The sequence below is a fragment of the Paenibacillus sp. FSL E2-8871 genome, assembly GCF_038000345.1.
In the GTDB taxonomy this organism is placed as follows: Bacteria; Bacillota; Bacilli; order Paenibacillales; family Paenibacillaceae; genus Paenibacillus_AQ.
The window spans coordinates 234,360-256,201 of the sequence record NZ_JBBOBV010000001.1; the positions used below are offsets into that span (position 1 = coordinate 234,360).

The window sequence follows — 21,842 nt, forward strand, 5'->3', positions numbered from 1 at the left end:
ATGATCGAAGTGAAGGAGCTTCATTTTACCTACCCAAAAATAAAAGAGCCAACCCTTAGTGGACTTAACTTTTCCATACCTCAAGGAGAAGTGTTTGGTTTTCTCGGTCCTTCGGGAGCGGGTAAAAGCACAACACAAAAAATACTAATTGGAGTCTTAAAAAATTATCTCGGCAGCGTTAACATAATGGGCAAGGAAATAAGAAATACCGGACCGGAGTATTTTGAGCGAATAGGGGTAGCTTTTGAGTTTCCAAATTTCTATTCGAAGTTTACTGCGCTGGAAAATTTGCAGCTATTTCGCTCTCTGTATTCAGGGAGAACAGCGGAACCGAGGTTTCTCCTAGAGCAAGTAAATCTCACTGAAGCTGCAAATTTGAAGGTCTCCCAGTTATCGAAGGGGATGAAGATGCGGCTGAATTTCTGTAGAGCACTCTTAAATAACCCACAAATTCTATTTCTGGATGAACCCACTTCCGGGCTCGACCCTGTTAATGCGAAACGAATGAAGGATTTAATCCTGGAAAAAAAGGCAAATGGGACAACTGTAATTATTACAACACATAATATGCAAGCCGCGGAGGAGCTCTGCGACAGGGTCGCTTTTATTGTAGACGGTCAGATTAAGTTGATTGATTCTCCTCGGGAGCTTAAGCTTCTAAATGGAAAAAAACGGGTGCGGCTGGAATACCGCCATCATAATGAAGTTAGAAATGAAGAATTCTCACTTGATGATATAGGGGAGAACGAATATTTCTTAAAGCTTGTTCGTGAGCATCCAATAGAAACCATTCATTCGATGGAGGCGTCTTTGGAACAAATATTTATTGACGTAACTGGGAGGCAGTTAACATGAGATTCAGATCTGCGTTTGCCTTTGACATCCGGTTTCAATGGCGGCATGGGTTTTATTGGATCTACGTCATTATCTGTGCGTTTTATTTGGTATTGCTGCATCTTATTCCTGATCATTATCGAGAACAAACGATGTTGTTATTGACCTTTAGCGATCCGAGTGCTTTGGGGCTTATTCTCGCAGGGGGGATTGTGCTGCTGGAAAGAGACCAGGGCATCCATGATCCTTTATTTGTTACTCCGATTCGTGTTAGGGAATATTTGCTTTCAAAAGCAGGCTCATTATCTGTACTCTCCCTGTTAGCCGCTTGGGTTATTCATGTAGTAGCAAGCGGGATTCCGCAATCCCCGTTTGGCTTTTCTACTGGAATCATTCTAACGTCAAGCTTTATGACGCTATTGTCGATTGGAGTTGTGGCTCGTTGCCAGACAATTAATGGTTTCATTCTACTATCACAAGTATTCGCATTGCCTTTTATACTTCCATTGCTTGGTTATTTTAAGGTGTGGAACTCCAAACTTTTTTTATGGCTTCCTACGGAAGGAACACTTCGCTTGTTGAGTTCGGGAACCTCGGCTATGTCATTTGGCAATTACATCTACTCCATATCGATATTACTGCTATGGAATGTTGTGATATACGTATGGGCAAAAATGTCCTTCGAAAATCATGTAATGATGCGCATAGGTAAGGGAGGAGCAAGAAAATGAAGAAGTATCGTATGCTTTTTATAAGCGATATCCGCCATACTGGTTTGGACCCAGTGCTTATGGTCGGCATCTTTGCTCCTTTAGCACTTCTAGTCGTCTCAAGATTTGGATTTCCAATGATAGCCGATTGGCTTACGAACGGTTATGCTTTCGATTTATATAAATATAGTAGCTTTACTGCGATTTTCTTAGTCATGACCTTTCCCATGCTAACCGGTATGATGACAGGTCTTTTAATGCTTGATGAAAGAGATGAGAATGTCATCTCTTATTACGCGGTTACACCATTAATGCGCAGAGGGTACATGGTGTATCGTCTAGTTCTTCCATCTCTACTCTGTACATTTCTTTCATCGCTATTTTTTATAGTCTCCGGCTTATCTAGCTTCCAATTAGAGCATATATACATCCTTATACTATTAGCATTTGAAGCCCCTTGTTTTGCATTATTCCTAGCTTCTTTCGCTGCAAATAAGGTAGAAGGATTAGCTTTATCAAAGATCGGTGGTCTGTTTATAGCAGGACCAATCGTAGCTTATTTTGTTCCATCACCATGGCAATTTATCGGGGCGTGGATTCCTACCTATTGGCCTGCTAAGTTATTTTTTGTTATAGAAGCTTCTAGTGGTTCTATTGTGCTTGCATACTTAATGGTGGGACTTCTATTTCACTTGAGTCTTCTGAGCATCATGGTCAGGATTTTTATTAAAAGAGCTGATTGATTAGCCTCCTCCAAGCAGCTTAGGCAACAGCGTTAGAAGCTTTTCACGTGTTAAAGCATCTCCATAGTTCCATTTGCTTCCGTCAAGCAGATAAGCTTGCCCCTTACGTACAGCGGGTATATTCTTCCATAGTGAGCTGTCTAGTAGTTTCTCCATAGCAACTCGCGAGTCTTGACGTTCCGGAATAAGCATAAAGATATGATCTCCGGCGTAGAAAGGCAGCCTTGCTGGATCGACCTCTGCAAATCCTAACTCTCCATCGAGAATCGCTTTGATCTCATCTGTGGGCTGTAAGCCGTTAGGGGCATAGAGAGCAGTAGACAAACCGGACATTCCCATAGCATATAGATGATTTCCATGGTCATAAATCAATGCAGAAGCTGTTTCTCCAGGTTGAAGAGTATTCATATAAAGCTGCTGCCACATGGCAGCATTTTTTGCTGCGAATGAATCCAGCCATGCTTCTGCTTCGTGCTGCTTACCCAACCAGCTTCCAAGTGTCCGCATACGGTGTTCAAGTGGAGCAAATGAATCAAAGGTAAGTGTCGGGGCGATGTCGACGACTGCTCGATAGGCCTTATCATCTGAATTAGCTATAATAATTAGGTCAGGATTTAATGAAGCGGTAAGCTTCGGATCCAGAGGAAAGCCAACGTTAGAGAGCTTTTTAAGTCGATGTTTATAGACTCTGTTCCATGCAAAGACTTCATCTCCTCCGATAGGCTTTATACCTAATGCGAGCAGATCGCCAAGCGTCTCACCATGGTAGACAATGCGCTTTGGACGCTCCGGAATATCCACCTCATGGCCAGTCCAGTCTTTCACAGTAAGCTTCCGACCTTGCTGATGCGCATATTGTCCGGGTGTAATTCCAGTCTTTTGACGAAACCGGCGACTAAAATAATATTCATCGGAGAAGCCAACCAGACGAGCAATCTCACGCAGCGGTTCAGCGGATTCCAGAAGGAAACGCTTCGAATGGTTAATGCGCAGTTCGGTCAGGTAATCGAGCGGTCTTTTTCCGGTAAGCTTTTGAAAGATCGGAGTATATTGCCACAATGTTATCCCTGCGAGCTCAGCCAGTTGCTTCACGGTGATACTCTCCGTATAGTGATCTTGCATATATTGGATGGTCTTTTCCACGGAATCCGCGGGACTTGGCACCTGCTCGGAAGGATAATTATGCTCAAAGAGTAAGAGCAGCAATTCTTGGAATTTTAATTGCCGCTTAAAAAAATGCACATCATCGGCATTTTTTTTGCTCATAAGCAGATCTTCAGCAAGGCGGATTACCCTAGTGAACGGGTGGACAATCAGCTCCTGCCTACCTGGAAGGAGTTCCTCTGAATAATATTCGGGAAACTCGGCGTTATTAATTGCTGTAAAAGTGATGAGATAATAATAAAGAGTCGTCTCTTGATTGTCCGTGCTATAGGAAGTTCCAGGAGATAGGAGATAACATGTATCTGTAGTCAGTGTTATGGTTTGATCGCTAAGGATCAGCTGTCCACTACCGCCAGTGAATATTAGAAGTCTATAAAAGTGAGCTGAAAGAGCCTTAGAGCAAGAGCCTGCCGGTTGAATATGTAGTTCCGCATCAGTCAGCTGAAACAGCAACGAGCGGAGCGGTGCAGCGACGGGTAATGTTTGCAGCAAGAGGAAGCCTCCGTTCATTTGGTGAGAATCATTATCAATTAATTCATTGTATATAAAATAAAGAAGCATATCAACAGCTGTTGACATGCTTCTTGCAGTTTTCTATCAGCTAAGTGCCAAACGCTTCATGAAGGTGAAAATTATTTCATATTCAAAAGCTGTGGGAGTTCACCGAGCAGCCATTCTCTTGTTGTTGCATCACTTGAAGTCTTCATAATATCTTGAGTATAGACATATCCGTTCTTGACGGCAGGGAGACCTTTCCAGATCGGACTCTTTAATAGCGTAGCTGTGGATTGCTTGGCTTCATCGGCCACAGGAGTTAGAATGAAAATCCGATCTCCGGCATATTCTTTAAGCACTTCCATGGATACTTCCTGGAATCCCATACCTTCATCAAGGACCTTCTGAATTGCTGGGGTTGGCTTGAAGCCATTCTCTCCATAAAGGACTTGCGAAAGTCCGGTCGTCGCCATAACAAATAGTCTGTCACCAGGATAATAAGTAAAGACCGAAGCTGTTTCTCCTTCTTTTATGCCCGCTGCCTTTAATTGTTCCCACATGGCATCTTCACTCGTTTTATACTTAGCCAGCCATGCCTCGGCTTCGGTCGTTTTCCCAAGAATTCCACCAATATCAAGCATCCGTTCATTTAGTGGGGCAAATGTATCAAATATTATCGTGGGTGCGATTTTGGACAGCTGCTCGAAATCAGCTTCATCAGTTCCTGCATAGATAATCAAATCAGGCTGAAGTTCCAGCGTCTTTTCTAGATTGATAGGGAACCCTACATCTTCGACACCTTGTAGTTGATCTTCAAAAACCTGACCCTCACCCATGGAAAGTGGATATCCTACCGCTTGCACACCAAGTGCGAGTAGATCACCATAGGTTTCTCCTGAATAAATCACGCGCTTCGGGTTAACAGGTATTTCTACGGTATGGCCTATGTAATCCGTGTAGGAGCGAGTAGTTGCCGCAGTTTCATTAGTGCCCTTGTCGGATGTTTCTGGAGAAGGTACAGTGGTAGCTGAAGTATTATTTCCGGCTGCGTTCGACGCATTGTTCTTGGCTGGTTGTTCTCCTGAGTTTCCGCAGGCGAGTAGTAATGTGGTCATCAGAAAGAGTACACATAATACGGCGAACGGTTGTCTTACCTTATTCATATAATATTGCCTCCCTAAAATATGTAGCGATCACCAATAATGATAATCATTCTCGACGAAAACTATCATAAATTAAAGTCTCCTTTTACTCAATGGACAAAACACATTAAGGCTATTTGATTTGTACAAACCTATTGTTATTGGAGTTGATAGCCAGAAAAAAAGATTGATAGGGCAAAGAAGTCATTGAGGAGCACGCAAAACTCTGTCGGTGAGATTGAAATAAATAGAACAAGGCCGTCTTGTTTGGTAGAAACCAACCAGAGACGGCCTTTTTAATAGATGAAATTAGAGAAGAGAAAGGGTGAAACGGAATGCATATGGGCGATTAGCCGGCAGAGTGAACTCTTCGTGGGTTGGTGCACCCCAGCTATCGTCACCCCCAACTCCCATTTGCTTGTAGTTGACTCTCAGTACGCTTTTGTTCGAGACTGGTAATTTATATACGTGATCATGTGCTTCCAATTCCTCGGGTTTCCAAGGCAGAACATTAATCTCCATAGGGATTGCACTATCAAAATAAAGTCCTGATCCATCGTTGCCATCTGTAATCGAAGCAAATCTGACATCCGTCTTATTGCCGCACTCCTGCGGTCTGAGATAAGGGATGAACTGGTCACTGACTTTGCCCGTATAGCGGCCAAGTGGTGCTCCGGTTTGTCTGTCCCAATAATTCTCGTGGGGTCCACGGCCGTACCATGAAAGGGTATCGAGTCTTCCAGCAAGCACGAACATCATTCCGAACTCAGGAATTTCTGGTAGATTGCTACTACCCGGATTCAGTTCTTGCAGGATCTCTAAAGATCCGTCAGGGCGAATCTCATACTGAATCAGAAGGGTGGAGTACGGATTCGTTGGCAGAAGGTAAGTGGTGGAAACGAAACAGAGATTTCCTTCAGTTCTATATACCATGCTCAACAGATTCCGCTCATTAGAAGCCTGCTTCCACACTGCACAGCGCTTTGGCAATCCATTGCCAAGATCATTATCCGTGACCGCTCTCCAGAAGTTAGGTCTTACGGGCTCAAGCAGATGTTCTTTACCGGCAGCATGGTATGAGTTTAGCTCACCAGTTGTTGTATTAAAGTTTAGAGTGAAATTCCTACCCTGTACGGTCAATGCACCTTCATGTTCCTGCACATGTAACGTTCCATCTGTTGTCTTTGGAGCCTTTGTCACGATACGCGGGGACAGAATAAACTGTTCCCAAGCGATTTCGTGGTCAGCATCAGCCCATGAAGTTTCTGAACGCTGAATAAAGGAGAGATTCAGAATAGCTTCATGATCACCTCTATGTGAAATCAGTTCGTAAGGGATAGTGCATTCAACGATTTCTCCTGGTGCAGCAGAGATTTGCATCAAACCTTCTTGCGCAGTTACTCCGTCTAAAGAAACTTCCCATTTAAGTTCGTACTGTTCAATGTCGGTAAATAAAAAGTTATTACGAATCTGAAAGAGACCTTCACGGATATTTAAAGCAGTTACTTTAATATTTTGATAGCACTTTTTGACCTCAAATAGCTTTGGAGTAACCGAACGATCGGCAAAAAGTAATCCGTTTCCGCTAAAGTTTCCATCATGTGGCGACTCACCAAAGTCACCGCCATATGCTAAATATGGGACACCTTCGGATGTTTTGGTTCGGATAGCCTGATCCACCCAATCCCAAATAAATGCACCTTGAAATACATCGTACTTGTCAAACATATCGGTGTATAGGTGTAATCCACCGCAAGAATTCCCCATAGCATGGCTGTATTCGCAGATGATATAAGGCTTCTGAGGATGACTTAGCGCATATTTTTCAACATCGTGCGGTTTAGCATACATAGTCGACTCTATATCACTAGCTGCTTCTGACTCTCTGCAATGGAAGATCCCTTCATAATGAACAGGTCGTGTTGGGTCAGCTTGTCTGAGATAGTCATGCATGGCGATAAAATTATCACCACCGTAGGACTCATTCCCTAGTGACCAGATGATAACAGAAGGATGGTTCTTGTCTCTTTGCATCATGGAGTTGCAACGGTCAATCACATTGGCCCGCCATTCCGGTTTGCTAGCAGGTACATTTCCCTCATGTAATCCTTGTTGCCCATACTGCCAAGTGCCGTGCGTTTCCAGATTGGTTTCATCGATAACGTAAAGTCCATATTCATCACAAAGCTCATACCAAACAGACTGATTCGGGTAGTGAGAGGTCCGAACCGCATTAATATTATGTGTTTTCATCAGTTTGATATCTCGGATCATGTCGTCTTTGGATAGCGCACGTCCTGTGTCACAAGAGAACTCGTGCCGGTTAACGCCTTTAAGTACAATTCTTTTGCCGTTGATCTTCATAAGTCCGTCTTTGATCTCAAAGGTACGGAATCCGACCTTACAGCTGACCGTTTCAGTAGTGTTTCCTTTATCGTCAATCATGGAGAGAACCAATGTATACAGATACGGTGTCTCAGCACTCCACTTATAAGGGTCTTCTACATGTTCAGAAAGCTTGAAATGCTGAACACCCTCTTGATCAAAGGAAGTAAACGTAGATACTGGAGCCTCCCATACAGGCTGATCCTCTTTATTGTATAGCTGCATTTGGAGTGTATAAGGGTTTAGTTTCTCGTTAAAATAATTCTCTACTTTGATGTCTACGTTTAAATCCGCATGTACGAAAGCTTCATCTAGCTCGGTTTTAACGAAAAAATCAGCAACATGAACAGAAGGGGCCGTGTACAGATAGACCTCCCGAAAAATACCGCTAAGCCGCCAAAAATCTTGATCCTCCAGCCAACTGGCATCACACCAACGATAGACCTCGACAGCTAGTTTATTATCACCAGCAATTAAATAAGGGGTAATATCGAACTCGGAAGGTGTAAAGGTGTCTTCACAGTAACCGACCCGTTCTCCGTTTACCCATACATAGAAAGCGGATTCAACCCCCTGAAAGCTAAGGTATACAGGTTGACCGTTCCAAGATTCAGGTACAGTAAAGGTTCGGATGTACGAGCCTACGGGATTATATTTTGTCGGAGCAAAGGGTGGCTTGAGATCAGGTTCAGATTCCGCCCAAGGATATCGGACATTCGTATATTGCGGGTAATCATACCCATGGAATTGCCAGTGAGAAGGTACAGGAATCGTAGCCCAATTGCTGGAATCGAAATCAGCTTTATAGAAATCCACGACCCGTAGATCCGGTGTTTCGGAAAAAGAGAACTTCCAAATACCATTAAGCGTTTTGTAGTATGGCGAGGTTTCTTTATCTCCCACCAGGGCTTGCGTTAGATTGCTATAAGGGATCATGGAAGCATGTGCATCCAAGCGATTTAGTTCGAAGATTTCCGGATTATTATTCCATTCTGGATAACCGTTTGCAGGAGGCTGGTAAACAAATTTTGCTCGCATGAGTAAATCTCCTTTATAATAGTGATGTTATTATATTCATATTATAAATTGGAGTAATGGTAAGAGATATAAAAGATTTTTCATCCAATATAACAAAATATGAAACGGGTGATCAGATGGAGAGTAAAATAATCTTTTGCCAAACGGAAGATACGAATATGCTGCCGCTGTATGCTACAACCATTGGATTTTGGGAGCATCAGGCAGAAACCTTACGTCCTACCGGATTTCCGGATTATCAAATACATCAGATTCACGAAGGCAAAGGCGAACTTGTCATTCAGGAGAAACGATATATTGTGAGTTCAGGGGATGTATTCTTTTTGTTCCCGAATATTACGCATTCGTATGCGCCAATCAGTAGTAAGTGGAAGCTGTCATGGATTTCATTCAATGGTAGAGAGGCCGGTCAAATGCTGCTGTACGCAGGAATCCGCGAATCAGGCCCTGCAAGGTTGAAGGAGGATAAGTGGCTAAATCCTTTAAAAGACATGCTCAACTTGTCAGATAGTAATGAACTGGAAACGAACCTGGAACGATCCAAACAACTATACGCGCTGCTGCTGGATTTAAAAAGCAACCTAGTTTCTCCTCTAAACGAGGCTCTTGAATTGGAGCGAATTAAACCGGTGTTGCGACATATAGAAAGGAACCTTCATAGGACCCTCCCATTAAAGGAACTTGCGGAGGTTATTGCAGTGTCGCCACAGTATTTATGCAGGCTTTTTCAAAAAACAATTCATGATCGACCTGTAACCTATATCAACAAGCAACGTATAAACTTGAGTAAACAGCTAATGTTCAATGAACGAGATAAAAAAATGTATGAAATTGCTCAGTTAGTGGGCTTCGAAAATGCCAGCTACTTTTGTCTAGTGTTTAAGCGGTTGACTGGAATGAGTCCAGAGCAATTTAAACAGCTGCATGGTTTGGACTAGAGAGATAGAGTCGCCTCTTGGACTTATGATAAACGCTTACTTGTTAGCGTCTAGCACTCCATGATATAGTTTAATTGAGTTCATATGTTGTTTATTTCACGAATTCGCTCATTCTCTTGCATAATTAGTATGTTCACCTGAAATCAATACATAGAACCAAATTTTCGATAAGATATCTAGTTAAGCATCAGGAAGGAGTCATCAATTTGAATGAGAAGTTAAAAGAGGCATACGAACGTTTGGACTTGCCTGTAGACATTACCCGGGAGGAACTGAATAAAAAGTTTGATTTGCATTTGAAACGCCGTAAATCAAATTCCTCAGAAACTGAGGCTGCAGCCTATGAAGAAGAATTTCTGGCTTACAAAACGATCTTAGACGGCTTAGATCAGCAGGAAATTCAGGAGGCAGAGGACAAGCGGCTAGAGAAATGGGGAGCATTTTCCGGCATAGCGCGTAAATCGGAGAATTTTTTTAGGCTATATAAAGTCCATACATTTGTATCTATCGTTGTGCTGTTAGTGCTAATCTTTGGAGGTAACGCTCTTTATAATCAATATCAAGCCAAAAAATATGAAGCTTCACTCCCGCCAGTGGATGTAACTATCATGTTCCTAGGAAACTATGAATCTCAAGATCCATCAGGTAAGGATGAAGAGCTTAAACAAGAGATCGTCAATCGTTATCCAGCTTGGAAGCGGGTAAAGACGGAAGTCGTATACCTTCCCTCAACAGGTGGAGAAGGTGGAGGCGCGTTAGACATGACTTATATCCAGCGCGCGATGGCGATGCTGGCGGCGGATCGTCCGAATATTCTTATTTTGGATGATGCTACTTTTGATTGGATTGGACAACAGCAGGGACTTAAGAATCTAGAGCCGTTTGTTAAATCAGCGGGACTTCCTTTAGATGATATTCGTTTGAAACGTATAAAAAATACGGAGAACGGTGAAGAATGGATCACAGGCGTAGATATCACAGATACGAAATTTGCTACAGACCTTCCAATTCATTCACGGAAGATGATCATTGGGGTGTTTGGAGAAGGTGAAGATAAGAACAAATCAACTGATTTTGTTGAGTTCTTAGTAGGGCAAATGACTGCCAAATAAATGAGTAGGTATAAATGGATCTGTGTTATAAAGGCCGATGTTGTATGGATTCTCATACGATATCGGCTTTTTTGTTGTACATTCAAAGCATCTGAATTGACGAATGTGAAGTGAACTCACTATAATGATTCATATAGATATGAACTAAGTAATATAAATATAAACTAAACTGAATTTTACAAGGGAGTGATGAAAGAATGAAGACAGAAGGAACTCTGACAATACATACACAGAAGCGTGGTGCAGCATTAGGTGATTTATTTGGAATCTTCTTTGAGGATTTAAACCATGCGGCAGATGGTGGACTTTATGCTGAGTTAGTTCAGAATCGATCCTTTGAATTTGATCCGATAGATCGGGCCGATTATCATGCGTTAATGGCTTGGGAGCCTGTAGAACGTGGAGATGGGAAAACCGTAATCACCGTGGAAGATAGCGAGCCCTTGAATGATCGTAATCCACATTATGTAGCCATTGATATTATGGCTGAAGGTGACGGCGTTGGGTTGATGAATCTAGGATTCAATAGTGGTATTCCGGTAAAAGAGGGCGAGAATTATAAGTTCTCGGTATATGCTCGTCGGGAGACAAGCTTTGACGTACCCCTTATCGTAACCATAGAAAGTACAAATGGTGTCATTCATGGTGAAGCGGAAATCGCTGTGCATCACTCCGAATGGACTCGATACGAAGCAGTTATTAAGTCTAAGGGTACAGATACTAGTTCACGTATTGTAATCGTTACCAAAGGCAGCGGGAGGGTATATCTGGATATGGTTTCTCTGTTTCCAGAGAAGACCTTTATGAACAGACCTGGGGGCATGCGTGAAGATATTTCACTGTTGCTCGCCGACTTAAAGCCTAAATTCATGCGGTTTCCGGGAGGTTGTCTGGTACATGACGGTTCCTTAAATCCAGATGACAGAGATTCTATGTACAGATGGAAGAATACAATAGGGGATGTGGCACAAAGGCCGGCAAGGCGGAATAACTGGTCCTACAATCAGACGCTTGGGTTAGGATACTTTGAATATTTTCAGTTCTGTGAGGATATTGGAGCTAAGCCGATTCCCGTTCTTCCGGGCGGCTACGATCCACATCATAAACGTATGGTGCCGCTGGGTGAATTAATGCCCTGGGTTGAGGATGCACTGGATTTGATTGAATTTGCCAATGGGGACATTTCATCGAAGTGGGGAAGGATACGTGCGAACCTTGGTCACCCGGAACCTTTTGGGCTAGAGTATATCGGCATCGGCAATGAAGAGGTAGGTGCACCCTTTTTCGAGAGATATCCATACTTCCATCAAGCCATTAAAGAGAAATATCCGGATATTAAGGTCATTAATTCGAGCGGTCCATTCTCTGCTGGTAAGGAATATGAACGGGGCTGGACATCGGCAAAAGAGAATAAGTCTGATCTTGTAGACGAGCATTATTACTGTACACCTGAATGGTTCCTGGCGAATCATCATCGTTATGATGACTTTAAGGGCGACGAACCGAAAGTATTCTTAGGTGAATATGCTTCATGGGGCAATACCTATTATAACGCATTAGTGGAAGCGGCTTTTATGACAGGACTTCAGAACAACGCTCATGCGGTTGGTTTGGCATGTTATGCTCCCATGCTCTGCAATGTGGATTATATCAACTGGAAGCCGGATCTAATCTGGTTTAATAATCATGAAGTGTACGGAACTGCGAACTACTATGTTCAAAAGCTATTCATGAACCATCAGGGAGATCAGCTACTGGAGATAAAAGCGAACGGCTTCACAGTACCTGAGGAACGCAAAGTTGAAGCGATCACAGGAGCGATTAGCTTGGGTGTGGATGCATCCGCTGCTCGATATTCAGAAATCACACTGGTCAACAATGTTACGAGAGAAGTGAAGACGTATTCTGAGTTGTCAGAAGAAGTATCAAACCTGCCTGATCCTGTTCAGAACGGAACGGCCAAACGAACACTAGAGCTTGGAGAGACGGAGTGGGAGAGCTATACCTTGAATTTTAAGGCTACTAGAACCGCAGGGAATAAAGGGTTTGTGTTCTATTTTGGTAAAGCAGATGATCAGAATCATTTGTATTGGGAACTAGGTGGCTGGCAAAATCAGGATTCCATTGTGGCATCAATTATTAACGGGAGAAACTCTGTGCTTACACATTCTATGTTTACAGTTGAAACAGACGTAGAATACGATCTGAAGCTAGAAGTATCAGACAGACATATTCGTACTTATATTAACGGAGAGTTGATCAATGAGACGGAGGACAAACTTCCGGTCATCGAACCGCTGTATTACACAGCAAGCATGGAGGATTCCACAGGGGATATTATTCTTAAGACAGTGAATGTACAAGAGGACAGCGTTTCTGCTGAGATTATATTAGAAGAGATGGCAAAAAAGGACTTGTCCATCGAAGTATATGAACTGTCGGGGTACCAGCTTGAGGATGAAAATAACTTCGAGAATAAAGAGCTTGTCTCTCCTCAGCAAACCAATTTTACGACGATGGGCAGCAGTTTTTTTTATGAGTTCCCTAAACAATCCGTAACGATTTTTAGAATAAAATAAAAACTAAAAACGCCCCTCTGAATCCTTAGTGTTAAAAAGGTTCAAAGGGGCGTTTATGTCCACATTCTAGGATATTCTCGGTCATGATAGGTGTAATATTATTAATAGCTGGCTGATGCAGACCATCTTTACACGGTTCACATGTTTTAGTAATGTAATGAGACAGCAGCCAGGACCAGTGTTCTTCTAGTGTGTATACATCTTCGAACTCTAATTTTCTTCTTGCTCTTTTTCTTAGCTTGAATATAATCACAGGTAGTAGCTACACTGCATCCATACTTATCTCGCTTATGTTAAATTAATGATTAATATTATTGTTAACTAAGAAATATGATTTGTGAATACATAAAAATACTAATTCAAAGGCATAGGGGACAATAAAATGCACTTAACTACAGATACAGAATCGCTTCGAGTCTATGAAGCACTTGCAAGTGAAGTCAGGTTAAGGATTATCGAACTACTAGACCTAAAAGAGATGCATATTAAAGAACTGGCTGCCGAGCTCTATCTAAGTAGTGCGATGGTTAGCACCCATGTTGCCAAGCTGCAAAAAGCAGGCCTGATTAACTCTAAAATGAGACGTGTGGATGGAGGGACATATAAGTATTGCTCACTGTCTACGAACTGCCTGCAGATTAAATTATCAGGATCTCGGGGAATCTGCTAATCAGATATTGTGAATGATACGAAATAGAGAATAAATAAAAATAAAAAAAACATATTGTAATGAAAACGTTTTTATGATAATTTAAATTTATAAAAACGTTTTTATTTGTAAAGGAAGATTGAATCGTTATGGAAAAGGTAACTATCAAAGACGTTGCTAGAGAGGCTGGAGTATCCATTTCTACAGTTTCCAACGCACTAAATGACGTTGATGTATTAAATCCGGAGACCAAATCACATGTGCTTAAGGTCGCGAAGCAATTAAATTATGTTCCAAACCTAAATGGCAAGCTCCTAAGAAACGGAAAAACTAAAATGCTAGGTTTTTTCACGACAAGTGTAGCGGGACCGTACTTCTATAAGCTGGTGGAGTCCATGTCTCGTGAATGTGATCGGTTAGGTTATGGTTTAAATGTATTTGTTACAAAGGATAAACAAGTCATTATGAGCAATATTCTAGGCCGACGTGTGGATGGTGTCATTATCTACGAAGAGCTGAGAATAGATGAAGAAGAAATTGCCGCAATGGTGAAAGACAAGATCAAGGCTGTGTTTCTGGATCGACCACTTAAGAATGAAACGATGGGAAGCGTGATCTTTAATTCGTTTGAATCGGCTTACGAAGCAACTAAATATTTAATCAGTCTGGGACACAAGAAAATTGCTTACATATCTGGTGTTGATGAGATGTATGACAGTGTTCAGCGGAAAGAAGGATACTTGGCCGCCTTGCGTCAATATCAGCTTCCGACGAACGAAGAGTATATTATACAAGGATATTTTGAGGAAGAGAGCACCTATAACGCTATAAAGTCTCTTGTTCATTTAAGTCCTGAAAAAATGCCTGATGCTTTTTTAGCGGGGAATGATTTGAGCGCCATTGGATGTATTCAAGCTTTGAAATCGAATGGATATGAAGTCCCGTTGGATATAAGCGTTATGGGGTTTGACGATATTGATATCGCTCAATATTTCTCACCGCCATTAACGACGGTAAGAAATCAAATTGCCAGGCAAGGTATTCTATCCATAAATCACCTGGTTCGCATGATTCAGAAGAAGGAACAGGGCGAAATGATGAAATTGCCAGGAGAACTAATTGTACGTGGTTCTACTCAAGTGAAGATTGATCGGTACTAACGCTTTCAAGAAGGGCAACAAGATAGTATCCGATCATTTTTAAATATAAGAAAGTATAAGTTTGCACCTATACTTTATAACTTATATTTCTCGCTTAAACGCATATCGTCCTGATAAGGACACTGTAGGCGTTTATGCTTGATAATTTTATTGCTTTTAGGAGGTTTTTTTTAAAAAGAAATAAAAACGTTTTTATTGTTTTGGGGATCATGATTTGGAGGGGAGAAGAAAAACGTGGATAAATTAGCCGTAGTGCCAGTAAACGGGAAGAATCCAATGAACAGTAAGAAACCTATGGGACAGAGGGTCAAAGAATTTGTGATTGATTATAAGAGGCAATGGGAGATTCAGTCCATGGTCATCCCGGGAATCATTTTTATGATTATCTTTTGTTTCATTCCTATTTACGGATTAACGATTGCTTTTAAAAGCTACACCGTAATAGACACGCTCGATTCTGCACCATGGGTGGGGCTTGATAATTTCAGAATTATTTTATCAGACAAATATTTTTGGGATGCTGTAGTCAATACCTTGGGGATCAGCTTTCTGAAATTAGCTATAGGTTTTGTTATTCCAATTATTCTATCTGTCATGATTTATGAATTAAGCGGTGGACGCTTTAAGAAAATAGTACAAACAATCTCTTATTTACCACACTTTTTGTCCTGGATCGTTCTGGGCGGGATGTTGATTGCTTGGTTCTCTTCCTCCGGTATGTTTAATGAAATCCTGCTCAATTTGGGGATCATTTCGAAACCGGTAAATATCTTGCTTGATGCGAACAAGTATTGGTGGATTGCAACGTTATCGGATATTTGGAAAGAGGCAGGTTGGGGAACAATTTTATACTTAGCCATCATGTCCAAAATTGATCCTACTTATTATGAAGCTGCCAAAATAGATGGGGCAAGTCGTATGAGACAAATTTGGAATATTACCCTACCTAATATGAAGCCAATTATCAGTTTAAATCTGATTCTGACTGTAAGCGGTTTATTAGGATCGAATCTGGATCAAACCTTGGTCTTGATGAATTCTCAGAACCGTGTCAAAGCAGAAGTAATTAATTCTTATGTGTACCGTATGGGTATGACGCAAGGTGACTTCTCTTATGCTACTGCTGTGGGTCTAGGTGTCTCCATTGTTTCTGTGATCCTACTGATTAGTGCCAACAAAGTATCCAGCAAATTAAATGATAATCAATCAGTTCTGTAGAAGGAGGCATTTCTGTGAATCGTACGGTAGCTAAAGAAGATCTCGACAGTCGAATCTTTAACACTATAAATATTATTTTACTCTGTATCTGTACTGTAATTATCGTTGTTCCTTTATGGAATGTGGTAGTCTCCTCCTTAAGCTCAGGTAAGGCGCTCGCGGAAGGCGGATTTATATTCTGGTCTACTGATTTCTCCTTAGAGAATTATCGCGCAGTATTTAATGATGAGACGATTGGACTAGCCTTTCTTGTCTCCATTGCCAAAACGTTCATCGGGGTTATTACCCACGTATTCTTTTGCGCGATGATCGGTTATGGCTTGAGTAAAAAATACATACGTGGCCGCAAGCTATACGTTGCCATGGGTGTAATCACCATGTTCTTCTCAGGTGGTATGATTCCCACGTATTTATTGATTAAATCACTCGGTCTATTGAACAGCTTTTGGGTTTATATTATCCCGGCCTTGTTCAGTTATTATGACGTAGTTATTCTAATGAACTTCTTTAGAAACGTACCGGATTCACTTGAAGAGTCGGCCAAAATCGATGGTGCAGGTGACTGGCGTATATTCCTGAAGATTTTTATCCCTCTTTCCATGCCGGCTATGGCTACGATCGCGTTATTTAACGGGGTTGGGCAGTGGAATGACTTTATGACCACCAAATTATACATTACCGATCAAGCACTCTATCCGCTGCAGATGAAGCTCTATGAAATTATCGTTCAGTCGCAAACGCAATCCATGCAAAATGTCGGAGGATCTGCGATTATCGAAACTACAACTAAAGGGGTTCAACTAGCAACAATTGTCATTACAACTTTGCCGATTGTTGTGATGTATCCAATATTACAGAGGTACTTTATTTCAGGAATGATGATGGGGGCGGTGAAAGAATAGAAAGATTGGAGGGGTTTTATAGCAAACACTTATGTACGAAATGATCCATCGGAAGTGTAGCTTGTACTATCAGATCTGCACTTCCGTTACTACCAAAACTTTTTTAGGGGGAAACAAGGGATGAACAAAGCATTTGGGAAAAAAGGACTTAAACTTTGTACTGCGCTTATGGCTGTAGTATTGGTATTTACGGGTTGTGGATCGAAGGGGAGTTCTGATAACTCCAGCAAAGAATTAAGCTCCATTGAAGGGCGATATACAATTGACCCAGAAACACCAGCTTGGAAGCTGGATAAAAAAGAAGAAACTACGGATCTCACTTGGTACGTGAATGCAGACTGGTGGAATACTGATTTCGGTAAAGACCTCGTTACAAAAAAAATTAAAGAGGATCTAAATATCAACATTAAATTTATTAAAGGCGATGACACTAAGCTGAATACGATTTTTGCTGGTGGTGAAATGCCGGACTTGTTGACTGTATTTGACTCTAACTCTCCTGTGGTACAAAAAGCGGCTACATGGGCGCTGCCTTTGAATGATCTAGCTGATAAATATGATCCTTATTTCAATAAAGTGGCCGAAAAGGATACGATGAACTGGTTCCAGTTAGCAGATGGCAAGACTTATGGATATCCTAACTATTCCAATACGCAAAACGATTATGATAGCGGTAACATCCCTGCTAAAACGGCATTCGTCATCCGTAAGGATGTTTACGAAGCGATTGGAAAACCAACCATTGGTACTCCGGAAGAATTCAAAAGCGTTATGCAACAAATCAAAAAGCAGTTCCCAGAAATGATTCCTTTTGGTTTTAACTCCATAGGTAAAGGTACTGGTTCTTTGGGAGATGTACTACAGGACTTCATCGGCGTACCGATGGAAACTGAAAATGGCGAGTTCTATAACCGTAATCTGGATGAGGACTATTTGACTTGGTTGAAAACATTAAATGAAGTCTACAGAAATGGTGACATCAGTGATGACAGTTTTGCTGATGATGGTACTGCCTTTGAAGAAAAAGTGAAATCAGGTAAATATGCAACAATGCTGCTCGATGGAACGCCTCAACAAAGTGGTAACTTGCAAATCTTCATGACTGGAAATCCAGGTAAGGAATATATCGCTATTGATGGACCGCAAAGCACAGTTGGTCATGAGCCAACGTTGAATCAATCAGGCATTACAGGCTGGATGATCACCTACGTTACTAAAAAAGCTAAAGACCCTGCTAAAGCTATTCAAGTCTACACGTATTTACTTAGTGAAGAAGGACAGAAGCTTATGAACTATGGTCTTGAAGGAGAAACCTATAAAGTTAATGAAGCCGGTAAAATTGAATTCTTGCCTGAAATCAAAGATCTTCAATTGAATAATGCTGATAAATTTAAAAAAGATTACCGGATGGGTGAATTTATGTTCTTCGGACATGACCGTGATAAAGCATTGAGTAATGATGCATTCGCAGAGTCGATTAAACAAATGCAAGAATGGGGCAAAGGAAAGATGAAACCGCACTTCATTCTAGAAAATATCAACCCTGCTCAAGGAACGCCTGAAGCTCGTAGTCTAACCGCAATTGATGCTACTTGGAATACTACTCTTGTAAGTTTGATTCGTTCCAAAGATGATGCTACTTTCGATAGTAACTTAACTGCTTACAAAACATTCTTGAATGATAACAGCTGGGATAAGATTGTAGAAGTTCGTTCTGAAAAAATGAAGAAAAACAAAGAAAAATTAGGTCTTAAATAAGTTGGATTATTGAATGCGGCCCCTTAACTGGGGCCTCTTCATAGGAAGATGGAGGGAAAAACATGCCAGAGCTTAAAATTTATCAATCCACAGGGGAGAATTCATTATTTGTAGAGCAAAGTCTACAACAATTAACTCCAATTGCTAACGCTGAGGCGACCACTACTGTAACTATTGATGAGAATCAAACCTTTCAGGAAATGGATGGCTTCGGGGCATCCTTTACGGATTCATCCGCATATTTGATTAACCAAGTTCTTGACAATGAACAGAAAAAAGAAGTCATGAGCAAGCTTTTTAATTCCCAAGATGGAATAGGTTTGTCCGTATTAAGAAATCCAATGGGAGCATCGGATTATGCTAGAGATATTTATAGCTATGACGATATGCCTGCTCAGGAAACCGATACAGAATTAACTCATTTCTCCATCGCACATGATGAAGCTGATATTATCCCTTTGTTACAACAAGCGCTGGAGCTTAATCCTGAGATCAAGCTGATGGCTTCACCTTGGAGTGCACCAGGCTGGATGAAGACTAGCGGATCTATGATCGCCGGCGAACTTAAACATGAACATTACCAGGCTTATGCCGATTATTTTGTACGATACATTCAAGCTTTTGAAGAGCACGGTCTGCCAACTTATGCGGTAACACCGCAGAACGAGCCTCTTTTTGAACCAAAGCACTATCCAAGTATGTTAATGCTGCCTGAGGCGCAAAGAGATTTCATTAAAAATTATTTGAAGCCTAGCTTCGTGAAAAACAACATCCATACAAAAATTCTCTGCTATGATCACAACTGGGATCGTCCGGATTATCCACTCACGGTGCTCGATTATGCGAAAGATGAAGTGGACGGTGTTGCCTGGCACTGGTATGGCGGGAATGCGTCAGCACAATCAGAGGTGCTGAAAGCTTTCGCGGATAAAGAAGTGCATTTCACAGAAGGTTCTGGTGGCGAATGGATTCCTCCGTTTGAACAAGCCTTCTCGAATGTCATGAGAACAGGGATTGATATTCTCAGAAATCATAGTAAATCCTTTGTCTTGTGGAATATGGCCTTAGATGAGAAGAACGGTCCAACTGTCCCGGGCTTTGGTAAAAGTACTTGTCGCGGTATTGTGACGGTCAACCAAGAGACTAAGGAACTTACGTATACACTGGACTACTATGCACTGGCACACTTCAGCAAATTCATTCGCCCTAAGGCTGTACGTATTGACGCTTCCACTAATCAAGAAGTGATTCGTTCCGTAGCGTTTAAGAATACAGATCACTCTATTGCGGTTGTTCTGTTCAACGATAGTGAAAAGGCTGAGAATGTAGCTGTGAAATTGCAGGGTAAGGATGATTTATCGTTCCGTTTAGGCTCTAAAAGTGCTTTATCTATTTTGATTAAATAATATGTGTATGAAGTGCTCGAATTTAGATTCGAGTACTTTTTTTTGCCAAAAAACGCATAAAAAATCAGTGTTCGTAAATCTTAAACGCATACCTATAGCGAGGAGATATGAGCATTGAATAGAAGGTTTGTGCTGACGCTGCTAGTTCTGTGTTTGATGATTACTGGTGGCTCTAGTATTTATGCGGTTAAAAGTATGCTACCTGTAAAGAGTGAAACAACCAAATGGGCAGTGGAGCTCCATAAAAGTAAACTGCCTTCGCCACAGCCGGAAAAATATAAGAGCTACGAGCTATTAGTCACAAATTTGAGTGAAGATACGATAGATGTAACCTTTGAGTTGTATCGACCAGTACAAGACGCTAATCAGGAACAAATCATCTTAGCTGATCCATTTAGCTATGATATGAGACCGAATGAGACGGTTAGCTTTAGTCAATTTTTTATAAAGAGTGGGGCAAAAGAACTGGAAGTCGTTCTCTCGTGGAATGATCAGAATAGACGTAAGCATAAGCAAAGTATTAGATTTACTGATTTTGAATAATGGATCATAGAAACGCTAAATATTAAAGGGGATAATCCAATGGAGTATGCTGATTTTCCAGGGTTTAAGTAATTATACTTGCACAAAAAATGGCAGTTCAGTGCTGAAATACAGCATCTGGACTGCCATTTTTGTTTCAGGATCTGTAGCTTAGAGGTCTAACGTTCTAAACGATAGCCACCATGAAATACAGGACCCACATATTCATTGAACGCAAAGCCATTGCGAATGGCTGCGGAGACAAAATCTTTAGCTTTTGCTACAGCTTCATGAACGGACAGACCGTTAGCTAAACCACCTGTAATGGCAGCGGCGAAGGTACATCCAGCCCCATGATTGTGAGCAGGCTCGATTTTGGCTGTTTGAAATACGGTGTACTCAGCACCGTCGAAGAAGACATCAATCGCTTGATCGCCCCCGAGTGCTTTGCCGCCTTTAACCACGACATTACTTGCTCCGAGCTTATGAATCAGACGAGCAGCTTCTTTCATATCCTCTAAGGTAGTAAGTTTGCCAAGACCTGAAAGAACGCCAGCTTCAAACAGATTTGGTGTAACCACAGTGGCAAGTGGCAGCAGTAAATCACGAATAGCCTCCGCGCTGTCTGGGTTCAAGACTTCATCTTCACCCTTGCAGACCATGACCGGATCAATCACTACATTGGTCTGTAGATTTTCTTTGATCGCTTGCTCAGCAACACGCACAATTTCAACACTTCCCAGCATACCTGTCTTCATGGCATTTACTGGACCACCTGCGAAAATAGTTTTTAGCTGCTCAGCAACAATGGAGGCGTCAATTGGATAAACATTATGGTGCCAGCCGTTGTCCGGGTCCATTGTAACGATAGTTGTCAAGGCACTAAAGCCGTAGGTACCATACTCTTCAAATGTTTTTAGATCCGCTTGGATGCCTGCGCCACCACTGGAGTCGCTGCCTGCAATAGTTAGAGTTTTAATAATTTGAGTCATGGTAACGTCCCCTTTATATATGTCTGAATTTATAAACAACGCATTGCATTGATTATAACAAAAAATAGCACCTAAGTCTTTCTAAAAAGCAAGTG

At 41.5% G+C, this 21,842-nt stretch carries 17 protein-coding genes and 1 pseudogene; 13 read left to right on the plus strand and 5 right to left on the minus strand.

The window, feature by feature from the left end:
- From NYE25_RS01030 to NYE25_RS01040, 3 genes are read left to right on the plus strand one after another with little or no spacing between them, the layout of a single operon-like run.
- Entirely contained in the window at positions 1-855 is an 855-nt protein-coding gene (locus NYE25_RS01030) for an ABC transporter ATP-binding protein (RefSeq protein WP_341144884.1), read from the plus strand.
- A complete protein-coding gene (locus NYE25_RS01035) occupies positions 852-1,565 on the plus strand; it encodes a fluoroquinolone export ABC transporter permease subunit (RefSeq protein ID WP_042187031.1) in 714 nt (237 codons plus the stop codon). Before NYE25_RS01030 ends, NYE25_RS01035 begins: the two co-directional genes overlap by 4 nt.
- On the plus strand, positions 1,562-2,287 hold the full coding sequence (locus NYE25_RS01040) for a hypothetical protein (RefSeq protein WP_341144885.1): 726 nt from the start codon (positions 1,562-1,564) through the stop codon (positions 2,285-2,287). Before NYE25_RS01035 ends, NYE25_RS01040 begins: the two co-directional genes overlap by 4 nt.
- Here the strand turns inward: NYE25_RS01040 and NYE25_RS01045 are convergent, their stop codons facing one another.
- The 3 genes from NYE25_RS01045 to NYE25_RS01055 all read right to left on the minus strand — a co-directional run bounded on the left by NYE25_RS01045 (position 2,288) and on the right by NYE25_RS01055 (position 8,511).
- On the minus strand, positions 2,288-3,943 hold the full coding sequence (locus NYE25_RS01045; protein WP_341144886.1) for an AraC family transcriptional regulator: 1,656 nt from the start codon (positions 3,941-3,943) through the stop codon (positions 2,288-2,290).
- A gap of 140 nt (positions 3,944-4,083) precedes the next feature.
- Entirely contained in the window at positions 4,084-5,109 is a 1,026-nt protein-coding gene (locus tag NYE25_RS01050; RefSeq protein WP_081382733.1) for an ABC transporter substrate-binding protein, read from the minus strand.
- 288 nt (positions 5,110-5,397) lie between these two features.
- On the minus strand, positions 5,398-8,511 hold the full coding sequence (locus NYE25_RS01055) for a glycoside hydrolase family 2 TIM barrel-domain containing protein (RefSeq protein ID WP_341144887.1): 3,114 nt from the start codon (positions 8,509-8,511) through the stop codon (positions 5,398-5,400).
- A gap of 116 nt (positions 8,512-8,627) precedes the next feature.
- On the opposite strand from NYE25_RS01055, the gene NYE25_RS01060 reads away from it, so the two are divergent.
- The 3 genes from NYE25_RS01060 to NYE25_RS01070 all read left to right on the plus strand — a co-directional run bounded on the left by NYE25_RS01060 (position 8,628) and on the right by NYE25_RS01070 (position 13,140).
- Complete coding sequence (locus tag NYE25_RS01060; RefSeq protein WP_341144888.1) at positions 8,628-9,449, plus strand: AraC family transcriptional regulator; 822 nt, start codon at positions 8,628-8,630, stop codon at positions 9,447-9,449.
- A 206-nt stretch (positions 9,450-9,655) separates the two neighbouring features.
- The gene (locus NYE25_RS01065; RefSeq protein ID WP_341144889.1) at positions 9,656-10,561 is read left to right on the plus strand and encodes a hypothetical protein; all 906 of its coding nucleotides are present in this window, start codon (positions 9,656-9,658) and stop codon (positions 10,559-10,561) included.
- Between the two features lie 197 nt (positions 10,562-10,758).
- Complete coding sequence (locus NYE25_RS01070) at positions 10,759-13,140, plus strand: alpha-L-arabinofuranosidase C-terminal domain-containing protein (protein WP_341144890.1); 2,382 nt, start codon at positions 10,759-10,761, stop codon at positions 13,138-13,140.
- Positions 13,141-13,216: 76 nt separating this feature from the next.
- Here NYE25_RS01070 and NYE25_RS31230 read toward each other — a convergent pair.
- Positions 13,217-13,311 (minus strand): annotated as a pseudogene (locus tag NYE25_RS31230) (alpha-L-arabinofuranosidase C-terminal domain-containing protein); the annotation flags it as partial.
- Positions 13,312-13,522: 211 nt separating this feature from the next.
- Between NYE25_RS31230 and NYE25_RS01075 the strand changes: the two are divergent.
- The 7 genes from NYE25_RS01075 (at position 13,523) to NYE25_RS01105 (ending at position 20,776) form a co-directional block, all read left to right on the plus strand.
- The gene (locus NYE25_RS01075) at positions 13,523-13,810 is read left to right on the plus strand and encodes an ArsR/SmtB family transcription factor (RefSeq protein WP_341053867.1); all 288 of its coding nucleotides are present in this window, start codon (positions 13,523-13,525) and stop codon (positions 13,808-13,810) included.
- 128 nt (positions 13,811-13,938) lie between these two features.
- Positions 13,939-14,949: a LacI family DNA-binding transcriptional regulator gene (locus NYE25_RS01080; RefSeq protein ID WP_042187045.1), complete on the plus strand. Its 1,011-nt coding sequence runs from the start codon at positions 13,939-13,941 to the stop codon at positions 14,947-14,949.
- Positions 14,950-15,225: 276 nt separating this feature from the next.
- Positions 15,226-16,167, plus strand: a complete 942-nt coding sequence (locus NYE25_RS01085; protein WP_283912117.1) for an ABC transporter permease — start codon at positions 15,226-15,228, stop codon at positions 16,165-16,167.
- Between the two features lie 14 nt (positions 16,168-16,181).
- Entirely contained in the window at positions 16,182-17,069 is an 888-nt protein-coding gene (locus tag NYE25_RS01090; RefSeq protein ID WP_341053873.1) for a carbohydrate ABC transporter permease, read from the plus strand.
- Between the two features lie 120 nt (positions 17,070-17,189).
- Entirely contained in the window at positions 17,190-18,827 is a 1,638-nt protein-coding gene (locus NYE25_RS01095; protein ID WP_341053875.1) for a sugar ABC transporter substrate-binding protein, read from the plus strand.
- A gap of 62 nt (positions 18,828-18,889) precedes the next feature.
- Positions 18,890-20,233 (plus strand): glycoside hydrolase family 30 protein, encoded by a 1,344-nt coding sequence (locus tag NYE25_RS01100; RefSeq protein ID WP_341144891.1) that lies wholly within the window; start codon positions 18,890-18,892, stop codon positions 20,231-20,233.
- 114 nt (positions 20,234-20,347) lie between these two features.
- Positions 20,348-20,776, plus strand: a complete 429-nt coding sequence (locus NYE25_RS01105) for a hypothetical protein (RefSeq protein ID WP_341144892.1) — start codon at positions 20,348-20,350, stop codon at positions 20,774-20,776.
- Positions 20,777-20,934: 158 nt separating this feature from the next.
- Here NYE25_RS01105 and thiD read toward each other — a convergent pair whose 3' ends face one another.
- Entirely contained in the window at positions 20,935-21,747 is an 813-nt protein-coding gene (gene thiD, locus NYE25_RS01110) for a bifunctional hydroxymethylpyrimidine kinase/phosphomethylpyrimidine kinase (protein ID WP_341144893.1), read from the minus strand.
- Positions 21,748-21,842: the final 95 nt, after the last annotated feature.